The 14,673-nt window shown below is 68.5% G+C and carries 14 protein-coding genes; 7 read left to right on the top strand and 7 right to left on the bottom strand.

What is annotated here, in order from left to right; genetic code table 11:
* The first annotated feature begins 50 nt into the window (after window positions 1–50).
* On the top strand, window positions 51–1,505 hold the full coding sequence (locus JOE57_RS09080; protein ID WP_338041230.1) for a CCA tRNA nucleotidyltransferase: 1,455 nt from the start codon (window positions 51–53) through the stop codon (window positions 1,503–1,505).
* A gap of 141 nt (window positions 1,506–1,646) precedes the next feature.
* Here JOE57_RS09080 and JOE57_RS09075 read toward each other — a convergent pair whose 3' ends face one another.
* From JOE57_RS09075 to JOE57_RS09065, 3 genes are all read right to left on the bottom strand, one after another.
* Window positions 1,647–2,606: an LLM class F420-dependent oxidoreductase gene (locus JOE57_RS09075; protein WP_204917388.1), complete on the bottom strand. Its 960-nt coding sequence runs from the start codon at window positions 2,604–2,606 to the stop codon at window positions 1,647–1,649.
* A 61-nt stretch (window positions 2,607–2,667) separates the two neighbouring features.
* Window positions 2,668–3,990, bottom strand: a complete 1,323-nt coding sequence (locus JOE57_RS09070) for an MFS transporter (RefSeq protein WP_204917387.1) — start codon at window positions 3,988–3,990, stop codon at window positions 2,668–2,670.
* Between the two features lie 12 nt (window positions 3,991–4,002).
* Window positions 4,003–5,067 carry an LCP family protein gene (locus JOE57_RS09065; RefSeq protein ID WP_204917386.1) on the bottom strand — a complete coding sequence of 355 codons (1,065 nt, stop codon included), beginning with the start codon at window positions 5,065–5,067 and terminating at the stop codon, window positions 4,003–4,005.
* Window positions 5,068–5,144: 77 nt separating this feature from the next.
* Between JOE57_RS09065 and JOE57_RS09060 the strand changes: the two genes are divergently transcribed.
* The gene (locus JOE57_RS09060; RefSeq protein ID WP_204917385.1) at window positions 5,145–5,531 is read left to right on the top strand and encodes a hypothetical protein; all 387 of its coding nucleotides are present in this window, start codon (window positions 5,145–5,147) and stop codon (window positions 5,529–5,531) included.
* Window positions 5,532–5,547: 16 nt separating this feature from the next.
* Here the strand turns inward: JOE57_RS09060 and JOE57_RS09055 are convergent, their stop codons facing one another.
* The 3 genes from JOE57_RS09055 to JOE57_RS09045 form a co-directional block, all read right to left on the bottom strand.
* Entirely contained in the window at window positions 5,548–6,348 is an 801-nt protein-coding gene (locus JOE57_RS09055) for an ABC transporter ATP-binding protein (RefSeq protein WP_338041229.1), read from the bottom strand.
* Complete coding sequence (locus JOE57_RS09050; RefSeq protein ID WP_204917384.1) at window positions 6,323–7,213, bottom strand: ABC transporter permease; 891 nt, start codon at window positions 7,211–7,213, stop codon at window positions 6,323–6,325. Before JOE57_RS09050 ends, JOE57_RS09055 begins: the two co-directional genes overlap by 26 nt.
* A gap of 93 nt (window positions 7,214–7,306) precedes the next feature.
* Window positions 7,307–7,804 carry a DUF3592 domain-containing protein gene (locus JOE57_RS09045; protein ID WP_204917383.1) on the bottom strand — a complete coding sequence of 166 codons (498 nt, stop codon included), beginning with the start codon at window positions 7,802–7,804 and terminating at the stop codon, window positions 7,307–7,309.
* 58 nt (window positions 7,805–7,862) lie between these two features.
* Between JOE57_RS09045 and JOE57_RS09040 the strand changes: the two genes are divergently transcribed.
* Both JOE57_RS09040 and JOE57_RS09035 read left to right on the top strand, forming a co-directional pair.
* Window positions 7,863–8,723 carry an SDR family oxidoreductase gene (locus JOE57_RS09040; protein WP_239578897.1) on the top strand — a complete coding sequence of 287 codons (861 nt, stop codon included), beginning with the start codon at window positions 7,863–7,865 and terminating at the stop codon, window positions 8,721–8,723.
* 51 nt (window positions 8,724–8,774) lie between these two features.
* Complete coding sequence (locus JOE57_RS09035; protein ID WP_204917382.1) at window positions 8,775–11,378, top strand: glycosyl hydrolase; 2,604 nt, start codon at window positions 8,775–8,777, stop codon at window positions 11,376–11,378.
* A gap of 48 nt (window positions 11,379–11,426) precedes the next feature.
* Here the strand turns inward: JOE57_RS09035 and JOE57_RS09030 are convergent, their stop codons facing one another.
* Window positions 11,427–12,074 (bottom strand): phosphoglycerate mutase family protein, encoded by a 648-nt coding sequence (locus JOE57_RS09030; RefSeq protein WP_204917381.1) that lies wholly within the window; start codon window positions 12,072–12,074, stop codon window positions 11,427–11,429.
* Window positions 12,075–12,245: 171 nt separating this feature from the next.
* On the opposite strand from JOE57_RS09030, the gene JOE57_RS09025 reads away from it, so the two are divergent.
* From JOE57_RS09025 to JOE57_RS09015, 3 genes are read left to right on the top strand one after another with little or no spacing between them, the layout of a single operon-like run.
* Complete coding sequence (locus JOE57_RS09025; RefSeq protein ID WP_204917380.1) at window positions 12,246–13,832, top strand: DUF222 domain-containing protein; 1,587 nt, start codon at window positions 12,246–12,248, stop codon at window positions 13,830–13,832.
* Window positions 13,833–13,855: 23 nt separating this feature from the next.
* On the top strand, window positions 13,856–14,233 hold the full coding sequence (locus tag JOE57_RS09020; RefSeq protein WP_204917379.1) for a hypothetical protein: 378 nt from the start codon (window positions 13,856–13,858) through the stop codon (window positions 14,231–14,233).
* Window positions 14,230–14,565, top strand: a complete 336-nt coding sequence (locus tag JOE57_RS09015) for a hypothetical protein (protein WP_204917378.1) — start codon at window positions 14,230–14,232, stop codon at window positions 14,563–14,565. The genes JOE57_RS09020 and JOE57_RS09015 overlap by 4 nt, the downstream gene beginning before the upstream one ends.
* Window positions 14,566–14,673: the final 108 nt, after the last annotated feature.

Below are 14,673 nucleotides of genomic sequence, written 5' to 3'. Positions count from 1 at the left end.
ATCCTATTCGGCGGCCCGGCCCAGGCCGGACATCGGTAGAGTGGTGCAGCGTGCCGAACCTCAACGAAGCGGAGACCAATGCGCTGGCCGAACTGCTGCGCATCGCCCCCGTCGTCGACCAGGTGGGGGCGCTCTTCCATGCTGCCGGGCACGAGCTGTTCCTGGTCGGCGGCAGTGTCCGTGACGCGCTGTTGGGCCGGCTCGGCCACGATCTCGACTTCACCACCTCGGCTCGCCCCGACCTGATCGAGGACCTGCTCCGCCGGGTGACACCGGCGGTCTGGACGATGGGCAAGGAGTTCGGCACCATCGGCTGCCGCGTCCCCGCCTCCGCCGCCCAGGGCTGGGACTGGGTCATCGAAGTGACCACGTTCCGCTCCGAGGCGTACCACGAGGCGAGCCGCAAGCCGCAGGTGGCGTTCGGCGACTCCCTGGACGGGGACCTGGTGCGCCGAGACTTCACCGTCAACGCGATGGCGATCTCGGTGCTCGACAAGAAGTTCCGGGACCCCTTCGGCGGCCTGGCCGATCTTGCTGCCGGCGTGTTGCGCACGCCGGGCACCCCGGAGCGTTCCTTCACCGACGACCCGCTGCGGATGATGCGCGCGGCCCGGTTCGTCTCCCAGCTCGGATTCAGACCCGACCCCGCGGTCGTCGCTGCCATGACCGCGCTAGCGGACCGGATCAAGATCATCTCCGCCGAACGGGTCCGCGACGAGCTGTCCCGGCTGCTGTTGAGCGACGCACCGCGGCCCGGTCTGGACCTGCTGGTCGCGACCGGGCTCGCCGACCAGGTGCTGCCCGAGCTGCCGGCGCTCAAGCTCGAGCGCGACGAGCACCATCGTCACAAGGACGTCTATCAGCACAGCCTGACGGTCCTGGAGCAGGCGATCGACCTTGAGTCGAGGCTGGACAACGGCCCCGACCTGGTCAACCGGTTGGCCGCGCTGTTGCACGACATCGGCAAACCACGGACCCGCAGGTTCGAGCCGGGCGGCAAGGTCTCCTTCCACCACCACGACGTGGTGGGGGCCAAGATGGTGCGCAAGCGGATGAAGGAGCTCCGGTTCGCCAGCGAGGAGATCAGGGCGGTATCGGACCTGGTCGAGCTGCACCTGAGGTTCCACGGTTACGGCGAGGGCCAGTGGACCGACTCGGCGGTGCGGCGCTATGTCCGTGATGCCGGCGATCAGTTGGCCCGGCTGCACATCCTGACCCGGGCCGACTGCACCACCAGGAACAAGGCGAAGGCGGCCCGGCTGAGCGCCGCCTATGACGAGCTGGAGGAGCGGATCGAGCTGCTCGCCGAGGAGGAGGAGCTGAACGCGATGCGCCCCGACCTGGACGGCCAGCAGATCATGGCTCTGCTGGGCGTCGGGCCAGGCCCTGTGGTGGGGGAGGCCTACCGCTTCCTGCTCGAGCGCCGGATCGACTCCGGCCCGCTCGGCGAGGAGCAGGCGCGGGACGAGCTGCTCCGCTGGTGGCAGGAGCGCAACGCCACCTGAGCCTGTCGAAGGGCGGAGAAGGCTCTTCGACAGGCTCAGAGCGCGTGGGTGGCGGCTCAGAGCGCGTGGGTGGCGGCTCAGAGCGCGTGGGTGGCGGCTCAGAGCGCGTGGGTGGCGGCTCAGAGCGCCGTGGGTGGCGGCTCAGGCGAAGCGCTTGATGACCTCCTCGGTGCGGCCGACCAGGTCAAGGTCGTAGGCGACGCCGGGGACGTAGAAGATCATGTAGTCGGCACCAGCCTCGAGCGCCGCCTCGACCTTGTTGGCGATCTCGTCCTCGGTGCCGATCACCAGGCCGTTGCTGAACTTGTCCCACGACACCGGTCCACGCGCCTGCTCGGTCGCCTTCTGCGGGTCATCGCCGGCGTCGATCGGGAAGACGTTCAGTGAGGTGGACTTGATGATGTCGTCATAGTTGCGGCCAACCGTCTCGCAGTGCCCCTTCAGCAGCGCGATCTTGTCGCGGATCTGCTCGGGGTCGCCGCCACCGATGTTGGCGGCGTCGGCATACTTGGCCACCAGCTTGAGCGTCACTTTGGGGCCGCCGCCACCGATCCACAGCGACGGGTGCGGCTTGCGGACACCCTTCGGCTCATTGATCGGCTTGTCGACCGAGTAGTACTTGCCGGCGTACTGGAAGTCGTCCTCGGTCCACATCCCGTTGATGATCTCCACCGCCTCACGGAAGGCGCCCATCCGGTCCTTGAGCTCCGGCCACTCGTAGCCATAGGCCTTCCACTCGTGCTCGTACCAGCCGGCACCGATGCCCGCATACAACCGGCCGTTGCTCATCACGTCGACAGTGGACGCGATCTTCGCGTACAGCGCCGGGTTGCGGTAGCCGTTGCAGCCGACCATCTGCCCGACATTGACCCGCTTGGTGTCCCGGGTCAGTGCCGCGGTCGTGGTCCAGCACTCGAACGTCGTCTCCCGGATCGGGTCCGGGACGGTGTGGAAATGGTCGTAGACCCAGATCGAGTCCCAGCTGCCGGCGTCGGCGGTGCGGGCGACCGCGGTCATGGCCTCGTACTGCTCGTAAGGGTCGGCGATGCCGGCCAGGTCCGTCCGCCAGCCCTGCGGGACGAAGATTCCAAAACGTGTCATGCTCGCCATCTTGCTGGAACTCTGCCGGCAGGGGAATGGCAGGGTCGGAATACGGATGCTGTCAGGCCAGCTCGCTGGTCAGCGACTCCGTACCCTCGTTCAGGTTGAGTCCGCGGCTGGCCAGGGCGAACAGTGCCCCAACCGCCAGGTAGCAGCCGGCCAGGACCACCAGCACAGCCACCGACTTGCCGTTTGCGGGGAGGACCTGTGCACCGATGCCCGCAGCGACCACCAGTGCGACGTTGAACACCATGTCGTAGAGGACGAACACCCGACCCTTGTAGTCGTCCTCGACATGCGCCTGGACCAGGGTGTCGACGCAGATCTTCAGGCTCTGCGCGGTGACGCCCAGCAGGAACGCGGCCACCAGCAGCGCCAGCTGCGCATAGATCGCTCCAGGCACCACCTGGAACAGGGCCGACCCGGCCAGGGTGGCCACCATCCAGGCCCTGACCCCGATCCTGGCCGTCGCCGGCGGCGTGACGACTGCGGCGAAGACGAAACCGGCGCCGGTCACCGCTACCAGCAGTCCGAGGTCGCCGATGGCGGCGTCCACCTCGTGTGGGCGGTGGAAGTAGTTGCGGTAGGCGAGGATCATCGCCACAGTGACGATGCCGTAGATGATCCGATGAGCCCCGATGGTGCCCAGACCGAGCGCCGCCGCGCGCCGGTCACCGAGATGACGCAGGGCATCGGCCAGCCCGGCGAGGACGTCGCCGGGGCCGGTCAGGCTGACCTGGTCGGGACCCAGCCGACGGCGGGGGATCCGCAATGCCAAGGCCGCGCTGAACACATAGCCGACGGCGGCCACGACGAACAGCAGGGCATCCGCCTGGTAGGCCTCCATCCGGCCGCCCAGCAGCAGCCGCAGGCCGGTGCCGGCGGCGACACCGATCAGCACACCGGCCGGGCCGACGGTCGGGACGACGGAGTTGGCGACCAGATACTCGTCGGGGTCGATGGTGTGCGGCAGGGACGACGACAAGGCCGCCAGCAGGAACCGGTTCAGGCTCATGGCGAGGAGCACGACACCGTAGAACAGGGTCTCGACCTGGCCGTTGCGCAGCCCGGTCGCGGCCAGTCCGGCCAACCCGAGCACCAGCGCGGCCCGGCAGAGATCGATCACGACCAGGATCTGTCGCCGGGACCAGCGGTCGAGCACCACGCCCACGAACGGCCCCAGCACCGAGAACGGCAGCAGCGTGATCGCCAGCACGGTCGCCAGCGAGGCGGCGTCCGGCTGTCGTTCCGGGGAGAAGAGAACGTAGGAGGCCAGTGCTATCTGCAGGAGACCGTCGCACGACTGGGTGGCCACCCGCACCGCGAGCAGCCTGCAGAAGTATTGGTGATGCCACAGCCGCCGCAGGCTGCGTACGAACTCCACCCGTCGACCCGACTATCCCTTGGGGTACTTGGCCAGGTACTTGTCCATGGTGTCGTTCTTCAACGCCTTGGACAGCTCCTTCAGCTTGGCCTCGTCGACGACGTCGATGCTCTGCCCGTCCGAGGACGTGCCGAAGCCCTGGATCGGTGCCTGGAGCTGGTGCACGTTGCTGCTGCTGAGCCGCAGCGAAAGGGCGGTCTTGCGGATCTCCGAGTCGGTCAGGCTCTGGTCGACGGTCAGGTATTTGGCGATACCGCCGACGAAGGCGGTGAACTTCCGTGGGTCGGAGATGGTGTCGCCGCTTAGGCCCTTCTTCACGATGGCCTGGACCACCTTGCGCTGGTTGGCCGCCCGGTCGAGGTCGCCGTTGGGCAGGTGGTGCCGCTCCCGGACGAACCAGAGCGCCTCGTCACCGGAGATGGTGATGTTTCCGGTCGGGAACTTGTAGCCGTGCGAGCTGAAGGCGTGATCGTTGTGGATGGTCACCCCACCGAGGTCCTTGGTGAGCGAGATGAACCCGCCGAAGTCGACCACGGCCAGGTGGTCCATCCGCACGTTCACCAGGCTCTCCAGGGTGGCCACCGCCAGCTGCGGCCCACCGTAGGAGTACGCGGCGTTGATCTTCGCCCTGCCGTGGCCGGGGATGTTGACCCACATGTCCCGCGGGAAGGAGACGATGTAGGCCTGGTTGCGCTCCGCGTTGAGGTGCACCACCATCAGCGTGTCGCTGCGGCCCTGCTCGGCCTCGGGGTCGCGGGTGTCCGACCCCATCAGGACATAGTTGAGGGTCTCCGAACCCGGGCCCTCGGTCGGCTTCTGCGGTCTCGGCGACTGGCCCTTGGCCGTTGGCGTCTCCGCCGGCATGTAGTTGGTCTCGCGGTGGATGTTCTTGCTCACACTGCGCTCGATCGTCACCGCGTACAGCACTCCGGCGCCGACGATGACCAGCAGGACGACGGCCAGCACGGCCAGGGTCCGGCGCAGCCAGGTGCCCTTGCGCGGCTTGGGGTGCCTCGGCTGGTGGTCGTGCTCGTCAGCCGAGTCGTCGCCGTTGGGAAGGATCGAGAAGTCAGACATCGGAGTCCTGTCGTGGGAAATGCTGCCGCAGAGTCTACGTGGGCCACGCGGCGCCCAGGCGCGAGTAGGCTGCGAGCATGTCCCGAGCAGAGGAGGCGGCCCGCCGGGTCGAGCTGGCCGCCGGCGCCGAGCGGGCCGAGTCCCGCGCCGCCCAGGTGCTGATCGACAAGTTCGTGGCCGACGCCTTGAAGGCCGGTCTGAAACCCGTCCCACTGCGCGCCACCTTGTACTCCGGCCAGTCGGTGAAGACCGACAAGTCCGGTTGGTACCTGCGCCGGAACAAGAGCCTGGCGATCGGCGAGGACGGCAGCTACTACGTACTCACGGTGCCCGGCGGCCTGGCCGAGCGGCTCCGCGGCGTCAAGCTCAGCCCGACGCCGCCACCGCTGATCGTCGGCAAGGGCGGACGGGACGGGGAGACCGGCGACCTGGCCGAGTTCCTGGCCCGGGTGCTCGCCGGCTGACCGTTCGAGCGACCGGCTAGATGTCCTCCATGGTTGCGGCCGACTTCTTCACCTTCAGGAACTTCATGTAGGCGTCGACCACCTCCTTGGGTTCGCCGCGCATCATCAGGGTGCCGTGGTCGAGCCAGATCACCTCGTTGCACATCTCCTTGATACTGCCGAGACCGTGGCTGACCAGGAACATCGCGCGGGCGCTGTTGCGCAGTTCCTCCATCTTCGCGTTGGCCTTCTCCCGGAAGTGGGCGTCACCGGTGGACAGGGCCTCGTCGATCATCAAGATGTCGGGCTCCATGTGCACCGCGACCGAGAACGCCACCCGCGAGAACATGCCGGAGGAGTAGGTCCGCATCGGCAAGTCCATGAAGTCGCCCAGCTCGGTCCACTCGGCGATCTCCTCGGCTCGCGCCTCGACCTCGCGACGGGAGAGGCCGGCGGCGAGGCCGCCCAGGATCACGTTCTCGCGGCCGGAGAGGTTGTTGTTGAAGCCGACACCGAGCGCCAGCAGCGTGCTGGCCCGCCCCCATACCTCGATCTTGCCCTCGGTCGGCGGCAGGATGCCCGCCATCGCCCGCATCAGGGTGGACTTGCCCGCGCCGTTGTGGCCGATGATGCCCATCGCGGTGCCGGTCTTCACCTCGAACGAGATGTGCTTCAGCGCCTCCACCTCCTTGACGGCGCGCTGGCCTCGGCCGAAGCGGACCAGGGCCTGCTTCAGGGTGGGCTTGCGCTCGAACGTCGTCCGGTAGGTGATCGAGAGGTCGTCGACCTTGACCGCGAGCTGCGGCCGCTTCTCAGAGGACTCGGACAGGGAAATCACGCTCCCGGGAGATGAAGAACAAGAAGCCGAGCACGGCTGAGCCAACAGCCCAGGCGGTCCCCGACAACCAGATGTAGTACGGCGGGATGATCGACTTCTGCAGCAGGTCGATGTAGCCACCGAGCATCGGGAACAGTGGGTTGAAGTGGGCCAGGAAGGTCACCGTGTGGCCACGGGAGGTGAGCTGCTCGATCGTCCAGAGCACGGGCGAGAGGTACATCCAGAGCCGGATGAAGTAGGGCAGGAAGCTCTTGGTGTCCCGGAAGTACACCTGCAGGGTGGCGAAGAAGGCCGCCAATCCCATCGAGAAGGCGACCATCAGCAGCAGGAAGTACAGCGACAGCACCATCGCCGGCGACCACGGGTTGCCGCTGATGATGTGCAGGACCAGATAGACCGGCACCGTCGGCAGGAAGCGGAAGAAGGCGGTCCGGACCGCCGACAGCGGGATGAGCAGCCGCGGGAACGCCGTGTTCAGCAACAGCTTGCCGGAGGTGGTGACCGAGGACGAGCCGGACGTGATGGCGGTGGAGACGAAGGTGAAGGCGAAGATGCTGCCGGTCAGATGAGTGAAGTAGTGGATGTCACCACGGCCGCGCAGGATGGTGACCAGCAGGTAGTAGACACCGGCCAGCAACAGCGGGTTGATGACCAGCCAGGCCTGGCCGAAGAAGGTCATCGAGTTGTCCCCACGCATGTTGGCCTTGGACATCTCCGCGGCGAAGGCACGACGGTGCCAGAGGCTGCGGAAGTAGGGGACCAGCTTGGGCAGACCGGCGCGATGCGGCCCGTACTCGTGGTAGACGGGTTCGAACTCCTCGTCTTCGGTACGGATGTCGCCAGTGGTGGCTCCAGCGCCGCTCATCTGCTCAATGCTCTCGTTGTCCTTTTCTCCGCTGCTCGATGCCCGCTCCTCGATGCCCTGCTGCTCGATCGAGCGATGGATAGTCTGCCACGATCACGCCGAATCGGCGCCTCGGCGCGACCGGCGCCCGTGTCGACGCTCCCGGCCGGGCCTGGTGGCCACCAGAAGCACGGCGACCGCGAGCGACAGCAGGGCGAAGCCCGCCAACAGCAGCGGCGTGGTCAATCTGCCCTCGCCCTCGATCCGGGCCGACTCCTGCGGGTCGGCCGGGTCGTAGAGCAGCGTGACCTTGTCACCCACCGGGTAACGCTGCCGGTAGTGACCATGGCTGGGGACGTAGTCATAGGTCTTGCCGTCGACCGTGAAACGGATCTTCGGAGCGTACGCCTGCAGCTTGTAGTTCTGGTCGGAGTTCCGGGCGGACCCCGCCGGTGGTTTGCGGACCATCCCGATCACCGTGCCCTGCGCGATCTGCGCGCTGCTGGAGAAATGGACGTCCTTGCTCATGAGCAGGCCGAACACGCCCGCCATGGCGGCCAGGTACACGCAGGCGATGAGACCCATCAGCCGCGGGAAGCGGAACCACTGCACCAGACAACAGTAGTGTGGGTCTCACCGGACCGCCGGTGGGCCGGGGACCGGGGGCCAGATGACCGAGCAGCTGATGACGGGTCGAACGGTGCTGGTGACCGGCGGCACGAGCGGTATCGGACGGGCCACCGCCGCCGGGCTGGCGTCGATGGGGGCGCAGGTGGTGATCACCGGCCGGGACCAGAGTCGGGCGGACGCCGTCGCCGTCGACCTCCGCATCGCGACCGGTAACACCCTGGTGGCCGCGCTGGCGGCAGACCTATCTTCCCAGCGCGAGGTCCGCGCTCTGGCGGCGAGAGTGCTGGAGCTGTGTCCCCGTCTCCACGTGCTGGTGAACAACGTCGGCGGCTTCTGGGCCCACCGGCACGAGACCGCCGATGGCCTCGAGCGCACCTTCGCCCTGAACCATCTGGCGCCGTTCCTGTTGACCAACCTGCTCCGCGACCGCCTGGTCGAGAGCGCTCCGGCCCGGGTCGTCACGGTGTCCTCGGGTGCCCATTCGATGGGCCGGATCGCCTTCGACGACCTGCAGTCCGTCCGCCGCTACTCGGCGCAGCGGGCCTACAACGCCTCCAAGCTGGCGAACGTCCTGTTCAGCTATGAGCTCGCCCGGCGGTTGGCGGGTACCGGGGTCACCGCCAACGCACTGCACCCGGGAGTGGTGGCCACCCGGTTCGGCATCGAGGACCCCGCCCCCTGGGGCCCGCTGCTGCCGTTCGCTCGCCGGCTGTTGAAGAGCCCGGAGCGTGGAGCGGAGACCTCGATCTTCCTGGCCAGCTCGCCCGAGGTCGCCGGCGTCACCGGACGGTACTTCGTGAACTGCCGGGTGAAGAAGTCGAGTGCGGCCTCCTATGACGAGGTGCTGGCGGCCCGACTGTGGCGGGTCAGCGCGGAGCTGGTCGGGCTGTCCGCGCCCTGATAGCGTGCATGAATCGTTTCAAGGTTGAAGCGAGGATGCGACAGGAGCGGCATGGGCCAGACACGCACGATCGACCACCTGCGGACCGGGTTCCAGACACCGGCGGCGGACAGCCGACCGATGATGCGCTGGTGGTGGTTCGGACCCTCGGTCGAACGCGAAGAGCTGGACCGCGAGCTGGCGGCGCTGGCCGCCGCCGGGTTCGGCGGAGTCGAGGTCTCGTTCGTGTACCCGCTGGCTCCCGCGACCTGCTCGTTCGGCTCCACGGAGCTGTTCGAGCTGCTGCGCCACGCCGCCCTGCGAGCCCGTGAGCTGGGCCTCCGGTTCGACCTCACGCTCGGGAGTGGGTGGTCCTTCGGCGGGCCGCACATCACACCGGAGCTGGCGGCTCGGCACCTGCACTGGGAGCGACGGGAGATCACCACCGCCGCCGTCGAGGTGCCGGTGACCTCGCCCTGGCCCGGCGACCAGCTGGTGGCCGCCTTCGTCGGCCAGGGCTCGGTCCAGGAGCGGCCCGAGCAGCTGGTCGAGCTGGAGATCAGCGACGGCGTCCTCCAGCTGCCCGCCGGGCTGGGGCCCCGGGTCGTCCTGCTTGCCTGGTCGCGGCTGACCGGCCAGAACGTGAAGCGGGCCGCGGCCGGTGCGGAGGGCCCGGTGCTGGACCACTACTCGGCCGCAGCGGCCGCCGAGCACATCCGTCAGGTCGCTGCACCGATGCTGGCGGCAGTGTCGCCCGATCTGGTCGGCTCGGTGTTCTGCGACAGCCTCGAGGCGTACGAGGCGGACTGGACACCGGACGCACTGGCCGAGTTCCAGAAGCGTCGCGGCTACGACGCCCGACCGCGGTTGTTCCAGCTGGTGGAGGACGGGGACGGCTCGGCGCAGCTGCGGGCGGACTTCTACCGGACGCTGTCGGAGCTGTACGAGGACAACTTCGTCGCGGTGTTCGCCGGGTGGGCGGCTGAGCAGGGGGTGCCGTTCCGGATCCAGAGCTATGGGGTGCCGCCGGCCACCGTGAGCAGCTATCGGCACGCCGACCTCTGTGAGGGCGAGGGCTGGGGCTGGACCGAGCTCCCGCAGACCCGGTGGGCCTCGTCCGCGGCCCACCTCTACGGCCGGGAGGTGGTGTCCTCCGAGGTCTGGACCTGGGTCCACTCGCCCTCGTTCCGGGCCACCCCGCTGGACCTGAAGGGGGAGGCGCACGAGCACTTCCTCTCCGGGGTGAACCAGCTGATCGGGCACGGTTGGCCCTACTCTCCCGCGGACGCTCCGGGGCTGGGCTGGTTCTTCTACGCGGCTGGCGCCATCGATGACCGGAACCCGTGGTGGCCGGCCATGCCGGCGCTGACGACCTATCTGCACCGGCTGTCGTGGCTGCTCAGGCAGGGACGCCCGGTGACGGATGTCAAGATCTACGTTCCAGCCAGCGATGTGTACGACCGGATCGGTCCGGCGGTGGGTGGCTCGCTGAACCTGTGGCAGGAGGCGGCGGACCACATCGGCGCCGATCTGATCCGGCTGGTGCGCGCCTCGGGTTATGACTTCGACCTGGTCGACGACGATGCCACCCGTGTTCTCGACCCGGCCGAAGTGCCGGTGGTGGTGCTGCCCTTCACGACCACGGTGCCGGCGGCCACCGGGCAGTGGCTGGCGGACGTGGCCGCAGCGGGCGGCAGCGTGATCTCGGTCGGAGGGGCCGGGCACCCGGCGGCCACCGTCGGGGTGGACGACCTCGACCGGCTCGGCGCGGAGCTGCGCCGGGCGATGCCGGCCGATGTGGTGCTCGACCCGCCGGCGGCCGACATCGGCGTGGTGCACCGCCGGGTTGATGACGTCGATGTGTACCTGCTGGCCAACACCGGTCCCGAGGTGCGGTCCTTCACCTTCACCGCCCGCACCGTCCGGTCCACCCTCGAGGAGTGGGACGCCGGCACCGGGGAGTTGCTGCGCAGCGGCAGTGACCCTGCGGTGGAGTTGACGCTGCACCCGTACCAGTCGAGCGTGCTGCTGGGCTTTGACGGTCCATCGCCGCTGGCGGAGGCTCAGCAGATCGGGGTCCAGCCGAGTGGTTCCGAGCTCGCTCGGACCCGACTGGACGGGGACTGGCTCATCACCTTCCTCGATGGCGGCGAGGCTGGGCAGCAGCAGGTGGCGCTGCCGCACCGCTGGGAGGACCAGCCGGGCCGGGCGGCGTACTCCGGCTTGGCCGACTACGAGACCACGGTGCTGGTGGATCCGGCCGACCTCGCTGCGGGCCACCGGCTGCTGCTTGACCTCGGCGGTTGCGGACCTGCGGATGCCGGGTCGGCCGCCGAGGCCGGGATCCGCGGCCGCTCCTATCGGGTGCAGGTCAGCACGCCGGTCGGTGAGGTTGCCCAGGTGTTCGTCAACGGCGTCGAGGCAGGCGTCCTGTGGGCTCCCCCGTACCTGCTGGATCTGACCGGGTGGTTGCAGCCGGGCACGAACGACCTGCGGCTGGTGGTCGCCAACACCGCGGCCAACGCGCTGACGACGGAGACCGCCATCCACGGCCTGGTCGACGACAGTGTGGCGCGCTATGGGCGGCGGTTCCGGATGCAGGACCTGGACCGTGCCGGGGACGGGCTGGCCTCCGGGCTGCTCGCGGTGCCGTCGCTGGTGGTGAGGTCCGCCTGATCAGCCCGGTCTCTGATCAGCCCGGTCTCTGATCAGCCCGGTCTCTGATCAGTACGTCGGTCGCTGCTCGAAGTCGACCACGCTGCCGTCGGCGGCGAGGTCGACCCAGAACAGGTTGCCGAAGTCCTGCTCGGAGATGGGCTTCACCTGGCATTCGCAGAATGCGCCGACGATGCCCGGCACGGTGTCGCTGTGCCCGACGATCAGCACCACACCGGTGGGGTGATCATCGAACACCTGTTGGGCGAAGGCCGCCGTCTGCTGCGTCGGGTCATAGCTGGTGATGTTGACGTTCCACCGCAGCGAGGTCGGCTTGGCCGTGCTCTGTGCGCGTTGGTATTGGGTGGCGTAGACGGCGATGCCGTTCTGGGCGGCCAGCAGGTTGGCCAACCGTTCGGCCCGCGCCTGCCCCTCCTGGGTGAGCGGCGGGTCGTCGGTTCCGTCGTCGGCGCGCTCGGCATGGCGAACGACGAACACCCGGAACACCGTCCGCGACTGGGAGGCGCCCGACTGGGAGGGTGTCGGCGAGGGGTCGGCCGGGGCCGAGATCTGCGGCTCCGAAGGGGTGGGACTCGGCTGGGCCTGGCGGGTCGCCGACGGCGACGCTGGCGCCGACGGTGTGGCCGGATCGGGGGTAGGCAGGCAGCCGCCGCAGACCATGATCAACAGCGCGACCAGGGTCGCTACCCAACGCATTCGCATGTCACTCCCAGTCGGCGGGGCGAGGCGTTCTGTGGGCCTCGGTGAGGGAAGCGTAGGGCCAGCGGAAGGTCAACCTGATCAACGAGTCCGGATCGTGATCAAGACCGTGCCCGGCACCCCCGCGAGCGCCGCTCTTCTGTCAGTGCCGGTGCCTAGAGTGAAGGTGTGATCGAAGCTGATCGGCTGACCGAGCTGGACGCCAAGGCGGCGGCCTCGATGGTGTCCGAGTGCCATCGGCTTCTGGTCGAGCAGGAGACGCGCCTGCTGCAGCTGGCGGCGCACTGGGCCGATCTGCACAACGGCGAGGCGCGCGACCGATACGGTCGACTGCTGCCGGGGATGGAGCAGGTCAAGCTGCTCGGTGGGGCCGGAACCCCGTTGGTGCTGGAGTTCGCGGCCGCCGAACTGGGCGCGCTGCAGAACACCACGACCAACGCGGCCGCGGCCCTGATCGCCGACGCTCTCGATCTTCGGCACCGGCTGCCCCGGTTGTGGGGCCGGGTCTGCCTGGGTGAGGTGCGCGGGTGGATGGCCCGCAAGGTCTGCCAGGCCACCCGTCACCTGTCGGAAGAGGCAGCCAGGTATGTCGATGCGGAGGTCGCGGGGTTCATCACGGCCCTGTCCTGGGGCCGGTTCGAAAGCCTCGTCGTGGCCAAGATCATCGAGGCCGACCCCGAGCAGGCCGAGGCCAGGCGCAGGCATGAGGAGGCGCAACGCTTCGTCCGCAGTGGTCAGTCCAACGACTGCGGCCTCAAGACTCTCGTCGCCAGAGCTCGCGCCGGCGACGTGATCATGTTCGTCGCCATGGCCGACCGGATCGCGCAGATCCTGCACTGGAAGGGCGATGGTGACCCAGCCGACGTGCGCCGGTCGAAGGCAGTGGGCATCCTCGCCAGCCCGGCCCGGGCGCTGATGCTGTTGCGCGAGTTCGAGGATCGGGTGCTGGAGGAACCGTGCTTCGAGGCACCGTTCGTGGGGGAGAGCGCAGCGGATGCTTTGGTGCAGTCACACACCCCCGGCCGTGCCGACGACCTGGATGCCCTGGTGAGTGAGAGCGACCTGCACCCCAGCCAGAACGACGCAGACGACCCGGCGCCCGATCGGAGCGCGGTCCCGTTCATCCGACTGGACGGCATGGACCCGGACAGCCTGCTGCCCAGGGCCACCCTCTACATCCACGTCGACGTGGCGTCCTTCCTGGGCCTCCGTCGCGGCGTGGCCCGAGTCGAGGGTGTGGGACCGGTCACTCTGGACCAGGTGCGCGAGTTCCTTGGGGCGGACTGCCGGGTCACCGTCCAGCCGGTGCTGGACCCCATCGACGTGACACCGATCGACGGCTATGAGGCGTCGTACCGGATCCGGGAGACGCTGCACCTCCGTTCACCCGCCGACGCCTTCCCGTTCGGCGGTTGCACCTCGCGCGCAATGCAGGTCGACCACACCATCCCGTACCTGGCTCCGGACAAGGGTGGGCCACCCGGCCAGACCAGCCTCGCCAACCTGGGAAAGCTCACCACCTACCACCATCGGCTCAAGACATTCAGCCGTTGGCGGCTGCGACAGCCTGACCCGGGCAGCTATCTGTGGCGCTCTCCGCACGGGTGGATCTTCCTGACCAACGGCAGCGGTTCCCACAACCTGGGGGACAACCCGTTTGCCCAAGCGGTCTGGCGTGCCGCGGCGTCGTCGCCGACGATGGACGTACATGAGCCACCGAGCGAGGTCTCGCACCTGCGTCTCGGCGCTGCCTAGCTGAACCCCAGGAGGAGACGACCATGACCACAGCCGGCGCCGCCCAAGATCAGGAACCGGTCCTACCGGAGTTCCTGGCCGTCTATCGGGTTCACGCGGCCGACGTCGAGCTCACCGAGGAGGCGCAGCGGCTGGTGCGGTCCTATCTGGCTCAGGGGACCCGGGCGGTCGAGGCGGTGCGGCAGACCAGCCGGTACGAGGGTCAGAGCCTGCTGGAGACCGCCGTCAGCAACCTCGCCGAGGCTGCACGGGTCCTGCATGACGACGTCTCCGACGGCGGAGTCGTGGACGCGGCGACGTTCCTGGCCGCCGCGCACGCACGCTTCGGTGGCGCCGGGATCCCACCCTTCTGCTACGGCGACGAAGGTCGCCGCCAGGCCACCGGGACGGCACCGACGTGATGGACGTCAACCGACAGTTCGACTTCGCCAAGGAGGCCATCGCGCAAGTCATCACCCTGGCGGCGGCCATCCTCGCGCTGTCCGTGACCTTCTCCAGTGGCTGGGCCGACCAGGCGACCGGTTCGGAGAAGGTCCTGCTCAAGGCGAGTTGGTGCCTGCTGGTCGTGTCGCTGCTCGGTGGCCTGTTCGCCCTGCTGGGACTGGCCGGCATCGCCTACCGCGGGCGCGGTGACATCAGGACCACAACGGTCCGCGTGCCCTGGCTGGTGCAGCTGGTCGCGTTCTTCCTCGGGCTCGGGCTGCTGCTCGCGTTCGGGCTCCGGGTGGTGTAGGCCGAGGGCGTCCTAGGCGCTCGGCCTCAACGGACAACATCGGTCGATAACCGGACAACACCTCCTCCGGGTCGGACAACACTTCGCACAACAACGCCTCGGCATTGT

This window comes from Microlunatus panaciterrae, assembly GCF_016907535.1.
Taxonomy (GTDB): Bacteria; Actinomycetota; Actinomycetes; order Propionibacteriales; family Propionibacteriaceae; genus Microlunatus; species Microlunatus panaciterrae.
Note: the sequence above shows the minus strand (reverse complement) of the source record. Positions and strands in the feature narration are given on the sequence as shown.